This window comes from Deinococcus multiflagellatus, assembly GCF_020166415.1.
In the GTDB taxonomy this organism is placed as follows: Bacteria; Deinococcota; Deinococci; order Deinococcales; family Deinococcaceae; genus Deinococcus; species Deinococcus multiflagellatus.
On the sequence record NZ_JAIQXV010000031.1, the window covers coordinates 1 to 21,638 of the forward strand.

Consider the following 21,638-nt stretch of genomic DNA (forward strand, 5'->3'; position numbering starts at 1 on the left):
GAGCTCCGGGAGCAGGTTTTCCTGATGGCCTCCGAGGCCTGATTTCGCCATTGCCCCCGCCAGATCAGCCAGACGCTCGACTGTGCAGGGCACAGCGCCCGCTAAGGGAAGGCTTCCCCGCCCACAGGCCAGAACATAACTCTGCACGTCCATCCGCCAGGGCCGCCAGTTGAGCTCGACCTCCCGCATCAGGAACGAGGCGATGCGGAGGCCTCCCACGTCAAGATCGCAACTCAGATAGACGATCGTCGTCGACGGAACCCGCCGCAGCAACGCCGTCACCGCTGTGCCGGGCTGGCCCTGCGTACAGACGAGTGGAAGACGCGGGAACGCCTCATGAAGCGCCTCAAAGACACTCGGATTCTCGACCACGTAAAGCTGGCGCCCAGGGACCTCAACCGACGAGATCCGCAGAACTTCACGGAGCGGGAGGGCCAGGCAGTGACCAGCAGCGGCCCGCAACCAGTCTGTCCCCAGCAGACCCGCACACAGCACCGTGCGGCTTACGCCGTCCCGTTCGGGATGGGGCCACCCCAGATCGTCGAGCGCCGCCCGAAACACCCGGCCAGCGAGACGATCCGTGTCCAGGGCGTGGGCGTCCCCACCCACCTGCGCCGCCAGGACGGGAAAGCTGGGGGCCTCCGGCAAGGCCTGAAGGGCGCGGCTGACCAGGTGAACCACCTCTGCGAGGCTTCCCGACCGCTTCAACTCGGTTTTCAAGGCCAGTGCTCCTCCCCTCCCTTCACGCAGGAGCGTCTGCCAGTCCGCATGTGGGACTTCATCTATAGCCTCGTCCCATTGCCGACCCATGGCCTCTTTCTCCTGACGCCGAATCTGCACCGGGCCGCCATTCAGCTCTGTCAGGACGTCGACCAGGCCTACCGCATGACGGCTCTTCAACAACGCCTGATTCAGCACGGCTAGGTCAAGGGTGCGTCCGGGTGATTCACCGGTCAGCCGCGAGAGTGCCAACCACGCTTCAGGCGGCAGTTCAGGTTGGCTGCGGCGCAGTTCGCCGTCACGCCGGTACCGCTTCAGGGCGGCCTCAAGCACAGGGCGCAGTCCACTGCGGTCAAGATCATCAAGGACACTCATGCCAGGGCGCTCTGCTGACCATCATGGGCCTGCGCCCCGTCCCAGATAGAGGCGAGGGTGCCCAGACTGTCCCCTTGGGGTGTACTCACCCGGAGGAGTTGATACGTCGCTGCGCCACTCAGGTCTGCCGACAGATCAATCCGGTGTTGGCTCGTCGCGATCCATGAGAGATTTAGGGCCTCCATGATGCGGTACAGCACGCCAATGTTCGTCAGGTCCATCCCCGCGAACGCCTCATCCAGACCAAGCAGGCGCGGGGTGCGGGGACCACACTGGTCAAAGCGGGCGGCCAGAGCCGCGAACAGGAACGTGTACAGCATCGCGCTCCGCTCCCCCCCACTGCGCTGGGCGAAGGTCCTGTCGGTGATCTCACGCCGCCGGTCTAACGTGACACTGAAGAACGTGAATTGCGTCCACTCCCGGTAGTCCAGCGCCCGCTCAAGAGCCTGCGCGAACGACACGTCAGCCCCGGTCCGCGCCTGCAACGCCTGAATCAATCTGCGAACTTCGTCGCGCACCGCCTGCCACCAGGTGGCCGGCTGGTGGGTCGGATCAATCCGGGTGTCGATCAGGGCCGCCAGCTGCGCCACCGGCTCTCCTGGAGGAGGGGCCACACGCGTCCTCACGTCCAGCTGCTCGGAGTGAAAGGACAGGCCGCGCAGGGTGGTGCGAAGCCGGTCAATCCATGCCGTGGCCAGTCGCTGCTTCTGGTCGAGTTCTTCGACGAGTTCACGGATCAGTTCGTCGTGAAACACCCGCGCTTCTTCGTCTGACAGGAGCCGCCTGACCCCTTCAAGTTCTGCCGTGAGGTGCGCCAGAAGGTGGTCGGGCGTGGCCAGCACCCCCTGAATGTGAAAGCGAGGGCCAGCCAACGTTCGGGCTGGGTGATAACTCTCCGGCGTTTCCAACAGCGGACGGGCGAGATCGAAGGTCGCCCATAGGTGATGCTCCGCGTGCTGAAGTGCATCTTCCGTCGTAGGAACGGACAGGCCTGGTGCCGCCTCGGGCGCCAGGGCCGGGTGAGCGCTGCAGACTTGGGCCAAGTGCTCCGCCGCCTGCGCCAGGTGAAGTTTTGCCTCATCGGCAGCGGTATTGAGAGCGGGGAGGCGGCCAGCCACGTTTCGCAGCCGTTCCTCAGCTTCAGTGGTCTCCCTGAGGAGGTCGCGGTCGCGCCGCTCCAGCTCCCGCAATTGCCCACGCAGGGCCTGCACCTGGCTGCGGAGCTTCGCGGTGTCCAAAGCGTCATGCTGGGCCCGGAGTGCCGTGACCTGAGTCGCCAGGGCGTCACGCTGCGCTTCCAGGGTCAGGCGTTCTGCTTCCAGCTCGTGAAGATCCTGCTGCCGCTCCTGGAGCTCGTCTGAGCGGGCCGCGATGACCTCGTCCAACCGACGCCCCTCATCCTGAGCCTGAAGAAAAGCCGACAGGGTTTCGCGTGCCCAGTGGTATTCCCGTTGAGCGGCCTGGAGGGTCTCTGGTCCGGCCACCGCCTGAAGGCCGAGGGGACGGAACGCCCCATGCAGTTGCTGCTCGGCCGCCTTAACCGCCCCCTGTGCTTCCTTCCAGGCCTGTAACGCCGACTCATGCGTTTCAGACCGCAGCATCAATCGTTGAAGCGCCTCGTCCCGGGCCCGCTGCGCCTGTCTCCGGTCACGGGCGACGGCGGGTGCCGCCTGGAGGTCTCGGAGGACACGGTCAAGGTCAGTCAGGGCCTGGGTCGCTGCCGTCAGCGTCTCCTGGCCAGCCGCCAGAGCAGCGTTCACACGACTGAGTTCTTTTTGTAGGGCGGACAGCTGCTTCTGACGTTCCTGCTGGCGGGCCTTCTCGCCAAGGAACCGGACGCCTTCATCCGGGTTCCCACCCGCCAGCAGGCCACTGCGCCAACCCTGCCGCGTAATAGCAACAGGCGCAGGAGCGGCCAATGTGATGGCCAGGCTCCTCAGGATTGCCTGCACGCTCTGCGGAGCGCCGTCCTCTGGCTCCAGCACCGTGCCCAAATGCTCCTCAACCGCCTCTCCTGGCGTGAGCAGCCCATCGGCGAGGCCTTGACTGGTCAGAATCTTCAGCGTCGTGCCCTGTGCTTCCTGAGGGACGACCAAAGCCGTGAGCAGACCAGAGGCCAGCAGCGCGCCCTCCAAGGCGCCGACGTCCGAGGCATCAGCGCGCGGGCGGACCAGTTGGTGGAAGGGGCGCGCTTGGATGCCCTGATCTTTCAAGGCCTGGAGAGCCAAGTCCCGGCTGAGAGGCAGCGGCGGCGCCGCGCCCACCTCCTGTTGCAGGGCAGCCTGCCGGTCCTGAAGCTGCAACTGCTGCGCTGTCAGGTCGCGTACGTGGTCACGGGCTGCTGACTGAGCCTCCTGCGCGCCCAGGATCAACACCTCAGCGTGGCTGGCGAGGTGCTCAAAGGCCTCGTCCATCTCTGACCCTGCCTCCAGCTCATCTCGATACGCCGTGAGCGCGTTGGGCGGAAATGGAAGCACCGCGGCCTGCTGAGACAAAAATGCTGCCGTCTCTCGATGCGTGCGGTCCAGGAGATCAGTCTGCTGCGCCAGGGTCACTCGGGCCGCTTCGGCCAGCTCTGCAGCCGCCGTCGCCGTTGCCTGCCGGTCCGTCAGCCGTCCCGTGTCCCGCTCGAAGGTGCGCAGGGCCGCCTCGGCCACACCAAGCGCCTGCGCGCGCCCGTCCAGAGTGCGGCCAGCCTTCTCAGGGACCCACCAGGACAGGCGATGAAGGGACGCCTGGAGATTGTTCTGCTGGTCAAGTGCATGCTGCCTCGCCGCATGGGCCTGCTGGAGGTGAGCTTGGTCCCTCAGCGACCGGTCATGCACCGAGCGGCTGCGGCGGCGGTTCTGGTCCAGCAGGGTTCGGACCTCCACCAAGCGGCGCTCGGTGGTCTTCAGGGCCTGTTCCTGACCCCCAATCTGAAGTTCTGTGGCGTCCAGATCGATCCGAATGCCTTCAAGGTCACGGGACGTCGTCTGACCCTGTTCCCGCAAGCCAGTCACTGTGGCCGTGAGGCGATCACGCTCTGACTGAGCCTCCTCGAGATCGCGGTTTGCCTGCTCGTCTCTGCTCTGGGCCATCCGCAGCCGACCATGAGCACGTCTGGCCCGCCCGAGCACCAGGGTGAAATTGGCCTCTGCGACACCCCGAACCGCCTGCTCCTGAGCATCCAGGAGCGTGAGGCGCTGGGCATGCCGGTCCAAACGCTCAATGCCTTCCGCCAGTTTCTGGGTCACCTGAGGGGCGATCGGCGGCAAGGAGCGGCGCAGCACCTCGGTGATCTTTGACGGCCGCACGTCTCTACCGAGCTTGGACCCGCGCACCGTGAGCAGCAGGTCGATCATCTCCTGGAATTCACGCTCAGGCACGCCATACAGTCGGCGGCGCACCAGTGCGGCGTACTCCCCCTGCCCTGAAGCAACCTCCCCCTGGAGACTGCGCACCCGCTCTTTCAAGATCCGCTCGGAAAGAGGCTGGCCCTGTTCCACCAACGCCAGGCCGCCTTGCTGCACGCGGCCCGGAAGCCAGAAGCCCCACTTCCCCACCGCACCGCTTCCCTCACTGGCACTGAGCCCCAGGCCGATGGTTTCGTACCCACCTGCTGGTGTACGAAACTCAAGCGCGAGATACGCCCTGCGAGCACTCGCCTCAAATCCCGCGTCTGGACCGCCCAGAAGGTAGTAGCGCAGCTGTCTCAGGGTCCCCCCAAAGGGATCGAGGCGCGATGGACTGCTGTCACCATCCAAAAGCAGCGTGATGGCGGCGGTCAAGGCTGTGGACTTCCCGGATCCATTGCGCCCGGTCAGGAACAAGCGGCCACGCACGAATTGGAACACTTGATTGGGGTACAACCAGTAATTGACCAGGATCAGGCGTGTGGGGGTCAGGCTGGATACTGGGCCATCCAGCAGGTCCTGCACTGCCTTCACGCCGAATAAAGTCACAAGGCGAGAATACTGTCCTGGGCCGCATGCAGTCACTTCCCCGATATCGTTGACCAAGTAAGGTGATGAGACGCACACTGGGCAATGTTGCGTCCACAGCCGCGTGCCCGAAGACACAGCCCGGATTGCCCATGCCGCTTTCTAGAAGGGGAATCTTTACCGCTAGCTCCGAGACGAGCTGAGCGTGCTGTAGGCCGACGAAGACTTCGCTGCGCTGGCTCCAGCGCTGGATCAATTCACCGGGAATACGAGACGAGGCGAACCTGCTGACCTTCGAGGGCGTCAACTGTCATGGTGGTGCTGGTGCCTTCTGGCATGCAGTCACGGTGCCACCTGCCTGCTCTACGGACAGAGGCACGCAACTTCCTGTGGTGTCGGCTGGGTGATTAGCGGATGCTCTCCAGCACCAGTTGCTGAGGGTGCAACTTGAAGTTCAGCCAGACCTGTACAGTCTCCGTCACTTCAGGCAAGAGGTGGGTCAGCAGGTGGAACGCGTCGGGCAACCTATCCAACACTGCCTGGGCGAGCGCTAGCGCGTCACGTTCCTCGGCGGCAACATCGAGTGCTTGGCGGATCCACCGGTCGCGAGTGAGCGGAAGAGGGGCCAAAACGACTGCCATCCGAATCAACCGCGTCAACTGAGCGGCGGCAAACTCATGTTCGAGGGTTGGATGGGTCGCGTTGCGGATCAACCGACGCGTCATGTGCCCGAAGCGGAGATCCTCCTGCTCCAGTACGGCTTTCATAGTGTCCATGGAGATCGGAAGAACGGTCTGTCCCAACACAAGGAAGATCAGGAGGGCCCGCTGCACCTGTTCAGTCGGCCAGCGCCCGGTCATGCCCATCATCAGGGTGAATGCGGCGCTCGTGGTCAAGGGCGCGCTTTCCATCAAGCTGCTCACCTTGATCATCCAAGGCAGGTCGTCACTCAGCATAGGGACCCGGTGTTGAGAGGCTCCCAATGGTGTGCTGAACGTTGCTGCGTTTTCACGGGTGGTAGACGGCGAGCCGCGACCCATTTCGATGACGGGCACGATCCGCGTGTGCTTCCGGACGAACGACTGGATACCTCGCAGGAAGTGCAGCCGCCGCTGCGTGACCGCAATGTCCTCCTCGACGAACACGACGCGTCCTCCCTCGTAGTGCATGGATTTGAGGGGGGCGCGTTTGAGCTCTCGTTCGACCTCCATCACGGCGGCGTTGATGTCGTCCAGCGTCTGGCGGGTCACCAGCACCTGATGGGTTTTCGGGAGCTGGCGCAGCAGGCGGGCGCGGTTGAGGACCACCAGTGCGCTCGGATCGAGCATGATGGCGGGCGCAGCCACGATGGCCTGCGCCGTATGACGGAAGTCTTGGTTGTCGAGGTATGTCACCATCTCCATTCGGCTGGCGGTCACGGCTTCCCAGAGGCTGGTGTCTGGTCCGGGTCGCCCGGCACCCAGCACCAGGACCGGGGTCTTCGCCTCGCGAATCTCCTGGGCCTGCCGTTGAAGGGTGTCATCCTTCTTCACGAGGATGTCCCACAGCCCAGCGGGCAGGACCTCCAGTGGGCCCACAGCGTAGTGCCGCAGTCGACCCGAGACCGCAAACAGTTCCTGAGAACGCGAAAACACGATCTTTACGGCGTGGACGTACTTAGACAGGATGGCGCTGATCGTCAGGTCCTCCGCGCCTCCCGCCACCGTGTCGCCGACCCGTCGGCCCAGCAGGGTCTGCGCGAAGGCGTCACCTACAGCGTGTTCACCTTTGCCCAGGTCAGGTTGAGGATCCCGGGTGAGAATCACCCACCAGCCGTCGGGTCGGCTCGCGGTGCGCAGTTGCACCGCCGTCTCCTCGCGCACCTTGTCAGGGCCCGGTTCGTCTGGGGCATCGAGCATCTCGTTGAGGAATTCGATGTAGGCGTCCTCATGGGTGCCCCGGCGGTAGGCCTGGTAAGACAACTCGCGTGCCAGTGGCCTGTTGTTGAGCCGGCGGGCGATCCGGGCAGCGTAGGTGAGAAGATCAGCGGTCACGGCGTGAACCTGGAGTCGATCCAGGTGACGGCGCGCCGCTTGCGGTTGCCCGATCCGGACGTACAAGTCCGCGAGGGTCAGCAACACATGGGCTTCGCGCGGCCGCTGGCGGAGGAAGGTTTCACCCCGCTGGATCGCCCGCTGGAAATCACCCTGCCGGGCGGCGACGAGCATGGCGATGTGGAGGCTGGTGAGGTCGGTGAGATCGCCGCGCGCATCGAGTGCCGCGATGATCTTGTCTGTGGGTTGGCTGGCGTTGTGGGTAAGGGTCAGGAGGAGGTGCAACCAGCTGCTGGGCAGGTCGTCAAGCGCGAGGGGCTCCAGAATGGCGGTAGCGTCTTCGAAAGCCTGTTGGGACCCGAGGTACTGGGCGTACAGCAGGCGGACGAAGGGCGCGGTATGGGCGGGCGCAATCTTGAGCGCGTCCTCGTAAGCAAGCCGTGTGGCCGCGTTGTCTCCGGCAGCCTGCTCGACGTCCGCGCGGATGAGGTGGGTCTGCGTCTCGTTGGGCGCACCGGTCAGGGCCTGTCGGGCCTCAGGAATCTTGCCCTGCGCCAGCAGGATGCGAACCTGCTCATCCAGGACGCCCGTGGTGGGCTGGCCGAGCTGTGGGGTGAGGACGGCCAGGGCCTCATCCAGGCGGCTGCTGAGGCGGAGGGCGGCGGCGAGGATGGGGCGACTGTCCGGATACTCCGCAAGGAGGGCGTCCCCACCGATCTGGAGCTCGCGAGCAGCGTCTGCTGGTCGCTTCAGGCGCAGGTAGGACAGGGCGACGTCCACTCGGATCCCGTGCTCGTCGGGCGAGAGGGCCAGCGCCTGGCGCCCCTGCTCAATGGCCGTTTCTTCCTCGCCAAGCAGGGAGTGCAGGACCTGCGCGATGTTCAGGGCTTCGGGGGCAAGGGCGCGGTTCTGCCGGGCGTCTTTGAGGGCAGGGAGGATCTCGGCGATTGTGGTCAGCAGCTGGCGCACCTCGGGTCGGCGCTGCAGGGTCAAGGCCCGTTCTTCCGGCATGACCCCATGCTGCTCGGCCATGAGATCGAGCAGGTCGGCCTTGGCACTGAGGAGACGCCGGTGCGGATCGTGTTCGTGGGGGCCGCCGTCGAGGCGGGCGAGGACCCGGCGCATGGCGGCTGTGTCCTGCCGGCTGCTGTAGTGCCGGGCGAGGTTGATCACCGAGGCGTCGTCGTTCGGGGTAAGAGCCGCTTCCAGCGCGTCGAGTTCAGGTGAGGGGCCCTGCTGGGCGGTGGCGATGACGTACAGGCTTCGGGCGTCTTCTCGGTCCGGGTGAGCGAGTCGGACGAGGTCGAGGATGCCAGCAGCCCGGGCGGGGTGTCCGTCGATGAGCCATCCGAGCCCTTCGGCGATCTGGCTGGCAGGGGTGGTGGGGTCGAGTCGGTACGCCTGGTGGAACAGCGGGGCGGCCTGATGGGGATGTCCTCGTCGGTACCAGACGTGACCGCGCAGGCGGTGGATGGTGGCCTGCTGTGCGGGCATCAGGCTCGGGGTGGTGGCTTCAAGTTGATGAAGCTGGTCGAGGGCGGCGTCGCCCGCGCCCGCCTCAACGAGGGATCGGATGGTGTTGAGGGTGCTCTCGGTGGGGTCCGTGCTGAGCACCTGGGGTTCGGTGACGGCGGCAACGGGAGTCGAGGTGAGGGTGCGCAGCTGGGCGAGAATGTCGGGCGCGAGGGTGATGCCGTTGCTTTGGATATCTTGGAGGGCGGCCAGCACGTTTGCCAGGGTATCCTTAACGCCCTGGATGTCGGCGTGCCCTGCGGTGCCCCGGAGTTTGGCGGCTTCGTGCGCGCCACAGAAAGCCTCGACGTAGTCCATGCCGAAGAAGTCCTGCACGATCTCTGGACGTTTCTTCAGGCGCGTTTCGATAGCGGACTGGTCCCAGAGGATGGCAGTGATGCCCTTCGCCTGCAAGGCTGGCTCAAGGGTGCTCCAAGCGGCGGAGGATTTTGTTGAGTCCAGCCGGCAGGAGACAGCCAGGATGAAGGTGTCGGCGAGGTCTTTCGGGAGCGGCAGGCGTCCACCGTCCTCGTCGGTCATGTTGGGCAGGGCCTTCCCGTCCTTATCAATGTGGAGGAATTGGTTGCCAACCTCTTGGATATCGCTGGGACCGAAGGACTTGTTGCGTTTGGCCTGGAGTACGACATTCGTGTCTTTACTCTTTCGTTTGCCGATAACATCAATGCCCTGTTGGTCTTCACCTTGTTTGCCGTAGAGGCGGGTGTTCTCGAGTTCGAATTCCGATTCAAGGAGACGTAAGGTCAGTCGTTCAAAGTCTTTCCAGTTGTAGTCGTCCCAGGGAAGTTCCTGCAGGTTCTTGCGCAGGGGTGGGCGGATGCGACCAACGTGTTCTGGTGGGGTGCGCAGCGCGTCGATACTGAGTGGGTCAGTGGGGTCGCTGGGCATCGGATCAGGATACAGGGGTTGTTTTTCGGGGTGTGTTCTTGGGCTTCGTTTTGGTCGGCGGTGTGGCTTGTGGTCGTCAGGCCGGAGGTGGCAGGCGGGCAAGAAGAGCTGTGCGGATGGCCGCTCTAGATACCCTTGCCGCCACGCGCCGCACGTTGATGCTCGCCGCAAAATCCATGTCCTGGACACGCAATTTAGCTTCTCTGCGATTCCAGGCGATCTGTGCCCTGTGGGCACAGACCGTGACCGATACTGTTCCTTTGGTACCAGCACGCTGCCGCTGCAGGGTCATCCATTCCTGCGATTCCTGCTGGGTTTGCAAGGCGCGGAGCGTCGGGCTCAGCGGGTGTGGACGCGGCATTGCCCAGTTTGCGTCTCATCACTCGATTTCGCCAACGATAGCGTTCCCCTCAAAGAGCACCATCAGTCGAACAATGAGGTGGCCGCCTGCTGCTTCTCAGATTGTCCCCTTGCTTCTACAGCTGCCTCCGTCCCGTAGGTGGGATCGAACCGGGCCAGATGGGGTTCAAGAGTCACTGACGCCCTATCTGAGACGGCAACGCCGCCCCAGAGCCGCCACTCCGCCAGGACGAGCTCCAACAGCTTTTCGGTACTCTCTTTCCCCATGGTGCCCCATCTGGCCCGGTGTGTCGCCCGAACCTGGTCGAGCAACCCATACAGACGCATCTTGGTCACGGTTAACCGACCATAGTCCTCAGGCGTCAGGCGTTGGCGCCGAACCTCTTCGCGGACAGCGCTCAGCAGGAGTAGGGCCACACTACTCGCGGCGCTGCGGCCCGGCATCCAGCGGCTTCCCATGCCGCGAACAAGTCCCTCACGGTGCAGGGTGGCGTACTCGCTATTCACACTCAGACGCCAGCCCAGCGTGTGTTGCAGGTCTTCGAGTAGCGGGGCACTCAGTTGCTCAAACGCCTCGGGATCCTGCGCACGAGTCATCGACGGTCCGCACAACAGTATGCGAATGGCACGCTGCGCGGCGGATGCAGGTAGCTCTGAGGGCCTTGAGATCAAATAAGGGGCCGCTGCAGTGAATTCCAGCAGCGCCCCCCCGGATGACCCCGCCTCGCCCTCCCCGTTTTCCCACTCCTGCGATGACTCATCGACAATGGCCAGGGCCCCCAGCTCTCGAAGGGCCCGGACGGCCTGAAGAAGGGCCAGCCGCTGAGACCGCACACTGAAATCCAGGTCCTGGGCTTGGGGATGGCTGCTGATCGCAGAAGCCAGCTCGGCCAGGCTAAATTGCCGGACCTCACCGGCCTGAACACCAAGAAACTCGTGGTACCACAGCACCCAGGCCACAAATCCCGCCGCCTGTGGGCTCCGCACATCCGCCCAGGCACGCCCGCCTTCCGGGAACGGGGGCGACAGCACCAGCCTGAGCACCCCCGGCCCGCTCTGGACAGTCAAAGCGGCCACGCGGGCAAAGAACACACGCAATTCCAGACGCCAGGCATAGGTTTCGCGGAAGCCCTCCATGCCCTCTGTCAGCAGGGGCGTGTCCAGCAGCGTCCGGACCGCTGCGGTGAAAGCGGCTGGGACTGACTGCACCTCACTCATGCCTGGTCACCTTTCCCTGTGTGGACCAGCTCCAGTTTTGCTCCCCGCTCCAGCCATAAGGTGCCACTTGGCGTGACCAACACGGCGGGTGTATTCAACAGGTGAATGCGCACCTGACGTCCCGCTGGACCGGGTACGGTCACGACCGGCGAAGCCTCGTGCGAGGCATGAAAAGCGGCGGAAAGCCAGTTCAGCAGCTCGGCGACCAGCGCATCGTCACCCACCTCAAGTGTCGTGAGTTCAAACGAGTTGGTCTCACCAAACAGGGCCAGCAGGGCGGCTTCGTGCTCTCTGTGCGCATGAAGAGCGTTCCGCGCCGCCTGCCGCGCTTCCGGGCTGGTGTCGCGCACGGCTGCACTGACCCGTTCGGTCTCCCGGCCACGCGTGACAGGGCGCAAGGTGACGGGCTCCACCGGCTCCAACCACGAGTGACGGACACCCTCCCGCTCGAAGCTCTCCGGGGCATGCAGGGGGGCACTCAAGCTCAGGGCTTGACTCAGCTCTTCCCGGGCCTGGAAAACATCATCCAGGGTACCTAGGCGGGCGGCCAAGGCGGAGAGTTCCGCCGCGCGTCCCGTTCCCAGTTCACGCGTGCGGTGCACCGCATCCACAAAGGCCAGCACCCGGCTGACGGCGCCGCGCAGCGCCTGTATGCCGTATTCCAGGCCGTCCCCCTGCCCAGCCGGCCGGGTAAGCCACCCCAGCAGGGCCGCCCACTCGCGCTGGACCACACGGGCGGCCTGATCCGCATTCAGGACGGCGGCGTCGCGGGTGAGCCGACCTGAACGGACGGAGACCAGCTGACCCAGCAAGGCCGCCTGTCGTTCGGGAGGGACCGCCACGAGGGTGTCTCTCAAGCGCCTTCCTGGGCCGGCCAATTCATTCGAGAGCCGTTCGACGTAGGACCGCACAGCATCCTTGAACTCCAGGAAGTCGGTCAGGTCTTCCAGGCTGAGCTTGCGTTCCAAGTTCAGCGTCAGGGAACGCACGTCGCCTGACAGCGCTGCGAAATCACGTTGAAAACTTGTCCAGGCCGTGTCCAGTTCTTCCTGATGTTGCGCGTCAAGAAGAATGGCAATGCGCGCCCACTGCGCCTCAAGACTTCCCACGATGCCCGAGCCCACCGCCACCGTCTCTGCGGCTGCGTCCAGCCCGGCTTCGAGGAACCCCTCAATGGCCAGGCCTCGCGCGGTGGCGTAATACAGGTTGCGTCTGCGGGCGTACTGCGCCAGTGAATCCACCCGTGAGGTATCACGGCGGCGTCCCAGGTTCCCCCAAGCCACGAGTTGCTCCAGATCCAGCACCAGACCCTCGAGCGTGATCTCGGTGGCTTCCTGGGCGCCGACGCGGACCAGCAGTTCCTCTGGAGGAAAGGCATGCTCCAGCGTCTGTTGACCCTCGTAGAACAGCCGCATCAGGAGCCGATATCGAGGGGCCGTCTGCGCCGTGAGGTAGGCAAATTCACGGACTGCGACGAACATGGCAGAACTATAGACAGTGTTGTGACCGAAGCGGTTGACTGCTGGTTCAGATCTCCCCCATCAGCACCGCGAGGCTGCGTGGAGCCTTCTTCAGGGAAGCGACAAAGATGCGCCCTCCGGCCAAGTCGTGAGATTGATAAAGCGCCTCTGCTCGTTGGTGGTGGCATTTCGCGGTCTGAGAGAAGCTTCTACATATGAGTCAGGTTGAACACCGGCCGTGGGGAACCATGCCGCTTGCCCTGTCGAAGAGGGCGTTCTCGTCCATGGCGTTGCGTCACAGCTTCGAATACATCCCTACAGCCGCAGCAGCAAGCTGCCAAGGCAGCTTGCACCGGGAAGCGCTCAGCTCTGTCCTCTGTGTGTGCGCCGTTTGCCACTGCATTTGGGTTCTTTACCCCGATTGAACGCGAAAGTTCATTGATTGATCACGAAGTTCTTTTTTTCGTCAAATGAGGCAACGTGGCAAAATTCCTGCTCGCAGAATAAGCCCGCTCGGGTTTGGCAACCATCCGAGCCAATTTCTTGACTTCTGGAGAATTCAATGAGGAAATTTTCAGCGTTCTTTCTGGTGTCTGCTCTGCTCGCTTCCTGCTCCCAAGGTCCGCAAATCACCAACACCGCCGTGCACGTGGCCTCACCCTACAGCGGTGATGGCACCTATGGCGCCGTCGATGCACGCGTACGGATCAGCCTTCAACTTGAGGCAGGGCTTCAGCCCCAGGCTTTGACGCCTCTGGCTGTGGAAGCCATTGAACTCTGCGGGACAACGGGCTGCTACCGTTTGAACGGCCCCGGTCTGATCGCCCAGCATCGATGGAACGAGCAGGGGGCTGCACTTGTCGCAGATGTGGTCGTTCCGGCGGGCACCTATGACCGCGTCAACGTGCTCGTTCCCAGCACCGGTGCGGGCATTCAAGCCGCAGCGCTGAGCCTCGATACCCCTGTCTCGGTGGTCGCGGGGGCCCGCCAGGAAATCTTTCTGTCCCTCTCCAAGCCACTCGGTGCCTTGAATGCTGGATCTGGTCTGGTCCCCGCCTATCTGGCCTCCGGCGTTGTGCCTGGCGACAGTACGCTCGTTGCTGGCCTCACCACCGGCAGCTCGACCTTCACCTTTGAGAGCGGTTTAACCCTCACTGTCCCGAAAGGCGCCTTGAAAGACGCCATCATCATGGGGGTCGCCGATCGGCCCACGACAGAGCCAGCAGGACGCGTTGTTTTTGGCTCTCCAATGACATTTCGCTCACCTGTGACAGTTCGCGTGCCCTTCAACATAGACCGGTTGCCAAAAGGGCTGAACGTCTCAGATTACGTCTTAACGTCCGGTGGACAGCCTGTGCCTGATGCACGCTACGAGAATGGCGCCTTCACCGCGACGCTGACATCCCTTCAGAACCTCAGCATCACGACCAGAAAGCCTTTTATGCAATTTGAAGACGGCACGGCGGAGGCGTTGCCTCAAGTGGTGAGTCCGCAGGCAACGGATACCAGCAAATGCTTCAACGCGCTCCGGGCGAATCTGGAAACCTATAAGACACGCATCGCTTCATCAGGGAGCCTGTACACCACGGATTGTCTGAACATCGCTCCGTATGTCCACGTTGTTATTGTTGATATGACCAAGCCACTCTACAAGTTTAGAATTGGCCTTGGAGATTTCTATCAAACCAAATCCGATGGTCGAAATTACTTCTATCTCCGGAATATCAAGGACCACGCCACCGCGATGAGAGCGTTTGTTGCCATCAACGGTCCAGCATGGACCGGCACGGAAGGTGTGAACTTCGGCACGCAAAATGGAACGCCGGATTTGACACTGCGCATTCAGAACTCCCTCAAATACACCCAGAGCGAGAAAGGCGAAGCCGCTGTATCCTTTGCTCAAGAGGATGGCAATGGACTGAAAGCTCGCTTCCTGATCAAGCCAGCGGGAACGACCAGCTACGGTGATCCAACGTTTACCTTCAATCAGGCGGCGTCGTCAACCTCCATCATTCGTGATGGTGGGTGCAGCCCACTCCTTGATCCAAATGGCGAAGCGAAGTTCAACACCGCCTTCGGTTTCGGGAACAATCGTCTGGTCTTCGTCTCAAGTGACCAGAATAAACCTGCGGTTGAGCTGAAGGCCTTCTGTGACGTCTTCCTGGGTTTGAACGCGACGGCAGGCGCCCAGTGGACGGATGGGGCGAGTGCCGCTGGCCTGGTTTACGCCGGCGACCATAAAAATCCGACGAACACACCCTTTATGGACGGTGCCCGGAAGGTGCTGACCGGTTTGGGTGTCACGAAAGAATAAGGGTGGCGAACTACAGTGACGACATGGAACAGGTCATGAGGCGATCAACCACACAAGACATCCCCCTGGCACTGCGCCGGGCTCTGACATACACATTGAGTAGCGTCATTGTCTTCTTGTTGGTTCTGCTCGCGCTCCGGTATGGCGAAGCGTTCCGTTTGAATGAGGCGTGGTACAGCCCTCAGGCCCTGTGGCGCAACCTGGAAGCCACGTGGCCAGATTTCCTTCGCCTGGGGCTCTTGACTTTGCTCCCTGCGGCTTTGCTCAGCACATTCGGACGCACGTCCTGGGCACGTCACGGTATTGCGGCCTTGGTGACCGCTGCCCTCCTGGCGCTGTGGAGCGCTTTGGGTGGTTTTGGGGGCACGCTCGCCCTTCTTCCAGCGGCACTCGGCGGCATTGCGCTCGTCGCCGCTGCAACGGCGCTGTGGCATGGTCCGAGACGTTCACACTGATGGTCAAACGCCTCAAAAGGCATGAAGGAAGGCGCCTTACAGGCGCCTTCCTTCGTAGTTGATGCCCCGTGTTGATGGCCTGGCCTTCAGAGAGATGTCCTCAAGGAGGCGACGAGGCACCACAGACGACAACGCGCACGTAGAAAGGGAGAGCGCCAGACCACCTCGCCAATAGGACGCCCGTCAACGGCCTGTCGAGAGCATCAATTCAACGACGGCACCGGCTTCCGTGCCGGCAAACATCGCACCATCTGCCGTCACCACAGTGGAGAGGCACGAGGTGTCGAGCGTCCATCGGTGGAGTTGTCGCCCGTTCGCCAGATCCCAGAGACGGACCGTCCTGTCAGCGCTGCCACTCAGGAGGGTCCCAGGATCCGGCGCGACCGCAAGGCCATAAATGGAGTCGGTATGGCCGTCCAGTTTCATCACTTCATGCCCCGTCGCCGTGTTCAGGATGTGAATCAGCCCATTGCCTTGCGCTACGGCCACGGTGTTGGTGGACAGCCAGGCAGCCTTCGTCACCCATGACGGCGGCCCGGAAAGCTGGTCCGTACGCCAGGTTTTGGTGACCCTCTTCTGCGTGAGGTCATAGATCAGAAGCACGGACGGCGCGACCCCCACGCCGATCAGCAGCCGCTTGGATGTGTCGTCGAATGCCAGTGTTCTGGGGGTCCTGGCAACTTAATGTCGGTAGGGTGGTGACCTGTGACTGATCGGAAGCCCTACCGCCACCGTTTTCCCCTGAGCATCATCGGTTACGCTCTCCGGCTGTATCACCGCTTTCCCCTCAGCCAGCGTGATGTGCAGGAACTGCTTCACGAGCGCGGCATTCAGGTCAGTCACGAGACCTTGCGGCAGTGGAACATCAAATTCGCCCCGCTGCTCACCGAAGAGCTGCGCCACCGAGAACCCCGGCGGGGTTCTCGGTGGCACCTGGACGAGGTCTGCGTTAAGGTCGGGGGTGTCAAGCACTGGTTGTGGCGGGCCGTCGATGAATACGGGGACGTGCTGGACGTTTTCCTGCAGGAACACCGCGATACCGGGGCGGCCAGGTCCTTTTTCATCCGCTTGCTGAGTGAGTATGACGTCCCAGAGGTCATTCACACCGACAAACTGTGGAGTTACGGGGCGGCTATTCGGGAGCTTCCCGTGCTCCACGCCGTGGAGCACATCCAGGTCGTCTCCACCGCCCGCTGCAACAACCTCGTGGAGCAATCCCATCGACCGACCCGGCGGCAGGAACGGGTTCAGCTTAGCTTCAAACGACGGCGACGGACGCAGGAATTCCTGGCCCTGCACGCCCGAGTCTCGAACCTTCACCGCCATACCCGAACGACCATTCCCGCTCCCCTCAGACGAAGCAACCAAACCTCAGCACTTCTCCTTTATCGAGAGGCGATGCAGCGGGCGGCTTGATTCTCAAGCCGCCCGCTGCCCTATTCCAATCCCATTGAAATTAAGTTGCCAGAACCGCTCAGAGTAAATCGGTGGTAGAGCCACACAGCGTACCCAATGACCGCGAGGGGGAACCGGTAGCCGGGAAGCTTCTGACCACTCAACACCGCGTCACCCTACCCCAACAACTTGCCACAACCGCTGGGTCATGGCGTGCTGGCAGGCGTCCAGCAGCGACCACGGTGGCGAACTGGACGCGTCCGGCGCCGTGGTCGACAGCAAGCTGTACCACCCTTGCGCCGGGACGAACACCTGCACCGCCCCCTGAGTGGAGAGGGCGGCCAGAGATTCTGGTGACATGACGCCGTGCCGAATGAAGGGGTCCGTGGCCGTGACGAACGTGCCTCGGGCGGTGCGGCCCACCAGGATGGTGGGGAAGAGGGTGGCGATGCCCGTGAGGTGCAGGTCCGTCACGGCCGTCTCAATGGAGATGGGCGTGCCGTCTGGCGTGGTGGCGCCAGCAATACTGGAGAGGAAAGCCACCTCGTCTCGCGCTTCGGCAAACAGAACATCGGTCACGCCGTTCTGGTGGGTGATGCGGGCCACGGGCCGGTCCGCGTGCAGGAGGCTGAGGCTCCAGTTGCCGTGGAGGTGTTGGATGCTCGCACCTTGCACGGTGTAGTCGTGCGTGTGCAGCAAGGCCGGTTGGGGTGGGCCGGGAAGGATGGAGGCGGTCACAGCAGGGTGGTCCTTTCGCGATGAGGTTGGATGCTGGCGGTCAGGGCCGCGTGGGTCTCCGAGGGCAGATCGGGCGCCGTCTTCGCGCTGATTTGAAAACATGGTCGAAAAACAGCGTCTGGCACGGCAGAAAAAGAACAAGCTCACAGGAAGGCCAGGAAGGGGCCTCCAAATCGTTCTGAGGGGTACAGGACCCCTTGAGTCGCAGGGGGTGAAATGGTCTCAGAGTCCGGCGCGCGGATCGAAACAGGACTGGAGCGCATGGCATGGATCATCCATACGCGTGGGTGGATGTTTCTCCCCTAAGCGTGATTAGGATATAAACAGCCATGGCCTGATTCTCAGAGTCTGACTATTGACCCTCGTTCACTCTCAGGGAGACTTCCTCGCCAGAGCTGCGAGTGGCCAATCTCCAAGATGATGAGCTGCGCCGCCGTGCGGTCAGGGCCGCCGGGGAAAAGGACGTGACCGCACTGTTGGCGCACCGTCTCTGGGGGCGGAAAATCGTGTGCAAGGTACGCCCATTGCGCACCGGTGCGGGCCACCCAGAGCAGGGCGTTCAACACGTCCCGGATCGGGTACTTCCGCTGGGCCGCGTCCTTGGGACTGAGCAGCAGGTAGAGCAACAGGAACAAATACGCGTCGTCTACATCGCTCGGGGCGCCTCGCCGGGTCACCCGACCATTCTCCTGCTTCCCAAGTTCACACCACGGACTTCAAACCCTTTTGTATCAGCCTCTATGAAATGACGTTCTTATGCAGAGCGCCACCCTGGACGACCGGCATCCAGTTCGGATACAGAGAAAGGAGGAGCAGAGTTCAACCACCGACCGGGAGCACTCTGGGTGGCAATGGCAATTATGATGTCTCGGTACTGGCCGGACCATACCCACCAAGTCGATTGAAACAGTATGGCGTGGTACCAATGACATAGTGGCTGAGCAATTGCGTCTGTAAAATCGATCTGGTCGGGCGGTGTAAATAGTCCTTCGCCTGTGGCCTTAAGGACTGCTTCTTTGAGAGTCCAGAGCCTATAGCTCTGTCGCCGTGAAGGTTGGACAGCATCTTCCGCTCAGCCATGGTCAGTACGATGGGCATGACTTCCCAATACGGAAATTCAGGGTTCAAGACCTCGAGATCAACCCCGACACGTCCTACGCGACTTACTCCGATTCCCACCATGGCGCCAGAGTGAGAAAGGTTGAAGTCCGGTGCGTTCGGAAGATCAATATAGGGGCGCGAGGCAGCATCCCGCGAAATTAGGATCTGTTCAGGGGAGCAATTGAGTTCAACCGCAAGGGTGTCCCTCAATAGAGTCGGCCCACTCGTCCGCCAGGGACTTGGTGTGTGTGAACTGACTGGACTCGGCCGATACCTCCCAACCGCCCGCACCCCCTCATTCTCCTGAAGGAGGAACTCGATGAGGTGAAGATTAATTGTGGCGGAGATGGGAAATTGGCGCTTTTCCAGACTAGGCATCGGCTTGCCGCTTGCGTGGTGATAGGGGCTCAATGACCGGCGCACGCCCAAAACATCCGCCCTTGGCAGAGGTTATGCCTCGTGGAAAGGAAAGCATGTGCTGCGACCTTCGAGGCTGCTTGGTCCGAAGTTGGCGACTCTTCATCCTTCTGTGAGCGTGTGGGCAACTCGGGTTAGTCGTCTATGAAAGGCAACGGAGGATAGGAATACGGCCAGAAAGGCGAGCAGAAGGTAAGTGACACCGAGGCCGATATTTCCGAGCCAGGGACTGAAAATAACCAAACCTGCGGAAAACCAACGGGCAGCTTGAAACACCATACCATTTACAGCCAGGTAGATGCCGCGACGCTCATCATCAATGAAGTCTGCCATTGCAGCCTGCCGTGTCGGTTCATATAATAGCTCGCCAATCGTGAGAATGACTGCTGCAGCCACCAGAATAAGAGGTGCGCTGGCATAAGCCAGAAGCGCGTAACCCAATCCGAATAGCAAGAATCCTATATACATTGCCAACTTCACAGGAACGTTGCGAATTAAGTGCGAAAATGGAATACCTAAAAGAACAATGAGAAATGTGTTTACGAAGGTAATAAATCCAAATAGCTTGACTCCATTTAGTTCAATACTTCGACCGTTCCAAAATGTTAAGTTTTGAATAGCCAGATCCTGCGCCAATCGTATAGAGAGATAATCATTACGTTGAAATTCAACGATTAGGATAGATACACCGGCAGCCGTAAACCACATGAAAGGTGCATTTCGCGATGCACTGCGGTAACTTGCAATGAGCTGGCGTAGCTTACTTTCTCCTGCTATCACTTCGATCTTTGGGCGAAATTCGTCTTGAATGAGATACTTGTCCATAAGAAAAGTAACGAGAGACATTAAAAACAATCCAGTGAGGAGTAACAGAAAGTTATCAGCGAACAGCCAGGCACCGATGGTTGCGCCGAGCATGATCGAGAGATTAGTTGCCCAGTAGTTTATGGCGTACATGCTCTTTCGACTCTCAGGAGTACTGGCATCGATCAGAATTGCTTCTGCCGCGGGAGCGGAAAGCCCGCCAGCTACGCTGACAGCGAGCAGCAACACAAACGTGATCCAGACGGAGCCTTCCCAGCGACCCCACGGAGCGTTGGCCATGACGATACCCAGGAAAGCGAGCACCTTGACCGAATCACCTGCAAGCAGAACCCGCTTACGGCCCCATGTGTCTGCAAGATGTCCACCAAACAAGCTCGCTCCAAAGGACGTGGCGACGTGCATCATCAGGAAGGCACCAGCAATTTGCACGCCCACATACTTGGCGTAGTAGATAGCGAGGAAAGGGTAGATCATTGAACTGGACATCCTTCCTAGAAATGAGGTAAGGATGCGCACTCTAACGACGGGGGACATGCTCTCGATCAAGATGGTTCTTCCTTTCTGCGTTGTGGTGGGGAAGTGAGTAGGACGGTGCCAACCTGTGTCATTTCGCGCTCGGCAGTTGGTCTGGCTCTGTAGCATAGCCGGAATGAAACAGTGTTCCGTACGAATTTGACCGAAGTGCGGCTTCATGATGAGCGTGTGGAACTGCACAAGGTGGGGCCCGGGCTGAGCGAATTAATTGGTCGCACGACGCAGTCATGAAAGTGGTCTCATAGGCACAGGATTGCAGTAAGTCGGGCTCCGATATCAAAGAGAGACAAAAAGGGGTGTCTTCTACTGCTTGGTTCCTTGTAAGAGAATTGAGTGTCCAATTAGAAAAGAACTACAGCGAGGTGCAAAATGACCCGTTAGTGGTTTTATTTTAATGTACACCGGAGATGAACCGAATCAAATCGACTATGGTGAGGTGAAAAGGAGATAGGAGCGCGAATGCTATATATCGTAATTCCAGTAAAGGGATTGTGACAGCTCAGCACGAGATCTGCCCATGCCGAACTGTCACCCTCTGGTACCCAAGTGGAACATCCGTTTCCCATTTAGGAGAGAATTTTGACTCCTGTCCCAACGATGAGGCATGCCAGTGCAACGATATCGAACGGTGCAACGCGCCTGAGTTGAGTATTGTAACGGGAGAACGGCCAGACCAGTTAGAGGAAAGAGAGCACACTGATCAACCCGGCAACAAACGCGATGGTCTGTACTTTTGGCACAAAGGCTGCATAACCTAGAAACACACCTAACATCCCGAAAAGGACCGCTCGGTGCCGCATCAGGACCAACAAATTAGGCTCGGTAAAGCTAAGGCCATACAGCTTGATCAGCTGCTGGGAACTCAACACACCAACCAATGGCAAGAGATAAATAAAAGCCACGACGAGGAGCATTGTTGAAACGATGTAGTCATTCATTACTGACCTAACCTGCATCTCAAGCAGTTTTCTTTTCTCATCTTATATGCCTCCTTCAGCGCAAGAAAACGGATGGAAGAATATTGCCCATAAAGATCCGACATAGTGATCAATCAGCACGAATTTGGCCTTCACGTGCTATCGCTACTTGCATGGCGATCAGGAAACCTCCATCGCAGGGATCTTCTGCACCACGGCCCATCATCAGAACGCAGGCTGTTCGAAGAATCAACAAGATCGCGTCGAGGATCGGGCGACTTGGAACGCGGGGGCGACTTTTGCCATCCGGACAGCGCGGTGGTTCACGGAAGGAGGGTACGACCAAGTGCCACTGTAGATCGGTCATGCTGCTGGGGATGCATGGACATGGGAAGGGGCCCGGGTCCCTTCCCATGCGTTATTGGAATGGGTTCT

The 21,638-nt window shown here is 61.1% G+C and carries 12 protein-coding genes and 3 pseudogenes; 3 read left to right on the forward strand and 12 right to left on the reverse strand.

The annotated features are described in order from the left end of the window. The 5 genes from K7W41_RS22185 to K7W41_RS22205 form a co-directional block, all read right to left on the reverse strand. Nucleotides 1-1,095: DUF2399 domain-containing protein (locus K7W41_RS22185; protein ID WP_224612628.1), on the reverse strand; the 1,095-nt coding region annotated here is incomplete at its 3' end. Continuing rightward, nucleotides 1,092-5,039 carry an SbcC/MukB-like Walker B domain-containing protein gene (locus K7W41_RS22190; RefSeq protein WP_224612629.1) on the reverse strand — a complete coding sequence of 1,316 codons (3,948 nt, stop codon included), beginning with the start codon at nucleotides 5,037-5,039 and terminating at the stop codon, nucleotides 1,092-1,094. The genes K7W41_RS22190 and K7W41_RS22185, both read right to left, overlap by 4 nt. A gap of 386 nt (nucleotides 5,040-5,425) precedes the next feature. Beyond that, the gene (locus tag K7W41_RS22195) at nucleotides 5,426-9,469 is read right to left on the reverse strand and encodes a PIN domain-containing protein (RefSeq protein WP_224612630.1); all 4,044 of its coding nucleotides are present in this window, start codon (nucleotides 9,467-9,469) and stop codon (nucleotides 5,426-5,428) included. A gap of 423 nt (nucleotides 9,470-9,892) precedes the next feature. Then, nucleotides 9,893-11,047, reverse strand: a complete 1,155-nt coding sequence (locus K7W41_RS22200; RefSeq protein WP_224612631.1) for a DUF2398 family protein — start codon at nucleotides 11,045-11,047, stop codon at nucleotides 9,893-9,895. Further along, nucleotides 11,044-12,528, reverse strand: coding sequence for a DUF2397 domain-containing protein (locus tag K7W41_RS22205; protein ID WP_224612632.1), 1,485 nt, complete (start codon nucleotides 12,526-12,528; stop codon nucleotides 11,044-11,046). The genes K7W41_RS22200 and K7W41_RS22205 overlap by 4 nt, the downstream gene beginning before the upstream one ends. Nucleotides 12,529-13,069: 541 nt before the next feature. Here K7W41_RS22205 and K7W41_RS22210 point away from each other — a divergent pair. Next, nucleotides 13,070-14,821: a hypothetical protein gene (locus K7W41_RS22210; protein ID WP_224612634.1), complete on the forward strand. Its 1,752-nt coding sequence runs from the start codon at nucleotides 13,070-13,072 to the stop codon at nucleotides 14,819-14,821. Between the two features lie 23 nt (nucleotides 14,822-14,844). After that, on the forward strand, nucleotides 14,845-15,276 hold the full coding sequence (locus tag K7W41_RS22215) for a hypothetical protein (protein WP_224612636.1): 432 nt from the start codon (nucleotides 14,845-14,847) through the stop codon (nucleotides 15,274-15,276). Between the two features lie 183 nt (nucleotides 15,277-15,459). On the opposite strand, the gene K7W41_RS22220 is transcribed toward K7W41_RS22215, so the two are convergent. Further along, on the reverse strand, nucleotides 15,460-15,879 hold the full coding sequence (locus K7W41_RS22220; protein ID WP_224612637.1) for a WD40 repeat domain-containing protein: 420 nt from the start codon (nucleotides 15,877-15,879) through the stop codon (nucleotides 15,460-15,462). 102 nt (nucleotides 15,880-15,981) lie between these two features. Between K7W41_RS22220 and K7W41_RS22225 the strand changes: the two genes are divergently transcribed. After that, nucleotides 15,982-16,692, forward strand: a complete 711-nt coding sequence (locus tag K7W41_RS22225) for an IS6 family transposase (RefSeq protein WP_224612638.1) — start codon at nucleotides 15,982-15,984, stop codon at nucleotides 16,690-16,692. 56 nt (nucleotides 16,693-16,748) lie between these two features. Here the strand turns inward: K7W41_RS22225 and K7W41_RS23865 are convergent. The 6 genes and pseudogenes from K7W41_RS23865 to K7W41_RS22250 all read right to left on the reverse strand — a co-directional run. Further along, nucleotides 16,749-16,838, reverse strand: a pseudogene (locus tag K7W41_RS23865) (IS6 family transposase); the annotation flags it as partial. A 4-nt stretch (nucleotides 16,839-16,842) separates the two neighbouring features. Then, nucleotides 16,843-17,409 (reverse strand): hypothetical protein, encoded by a 567-nt coding sequence (locus K7W41_RS22230; protein ID WP_224612639.1) that lies wholly within the window; start codon nucleotides 17,407-17,409, stop codon nucleotides 16,843-16,845. Between the two features lie 473 nt (nucleotides 17,410-17,882). Next, nucleotides 17,883-18,086: pseudogene (locus K7W41_RS22235) on the reverse strand (transposase); the annotation flags it as partial. A gap of 77 nt (nucleotides 18,087-18,163) precedes the next feature. After that, a pseudogene (locus K7W41_RS23840) lies at nucleotides 18,164-18,442 on the reverse strand (4'-phosphopantetheinyl transferase family protein); the annotation flags it as partial. 587 nt (nucleotides 18,443-19,029) lie between these two features. Continuing rightward, entirely contained in the window at nucleotides 19,030-20,445 is a 1,416-nt protein-coding gene (locus K7W41_RS22245) for an MDR family MFS transporter (RefSeq protein WP_318010935.1), read from the reverse strand. A gap of 518 nt (nucleotides 20,446-20,963) precedes the next feature. Further along, the gene (locus K7W41_RS22250) at nucleotides 20,964-21,224 is read right to left on the reverse strand and encodes a hypothetical protein (protein WP_224612640.1); all 261 of its coding nucleotides are present in this window, start codon (nucleotides 21,222-21,224) and stop codon (nucleotides 20,964-20,966) included. Nucleotides 21,225-21,638: the final 414 nt, after the last annotated feature.

Excerpts from the sequence above, each read along its gene's own strand:
- K7W41_RS22195 (WP_224612630.1), bottom strand. The coding sequence starts at position 9,469 with ATGCCCAGCGACCCCACTGACCCACTCAGTATCGACGCGCTGCGCACC.
- K7W41_RS22200 (WP_224612631.1), bottom strand. The coding sequence starts at position 11,047 with ATGAGTGAGGTGCAGTCAGTCCCAGCCGCTTTCACCGCAGCGGTCCGG.
- K7W41_RS22205 (WP_224612632.1), bottom strand. The coding sequence starts at position 12,528 with ATGTTCGTCGCAGTCCGTGAATTTGCCTACCTCACGGCGCAGACGGCC.
- K7W41_RS22210 (WP_224612634.1), top strand. The coding sequence starts at position 13,070 with ATGAGGAAATTTTCAGCGTTCTTTCTGGTGTCTGCTCTGCTCGCTTCC.
- K7W41_RS22215 (WP_224612636.1), top strand. The coding sequence starts at position 14,845 with ATGGAACAGGTCATGAGGCGATCAACCACACAAGACATCCCCCTGGCA.
- K7W41_RS22245 (WP_318010935.1), bottom strand. The coding sequence starts at position 20,445 with ATGAAGCCGCACTTCGGTCAAATTCGTACGGAACACTGTTTCATTCCG.
- K7W41_RS22250 (WP_224612640.1), bottom strand. The coding sequence starts at position 21,224 with ATGAATGACTACATCGTTTCAACAATGCTCCTCGTCGTGGCTTTTATT.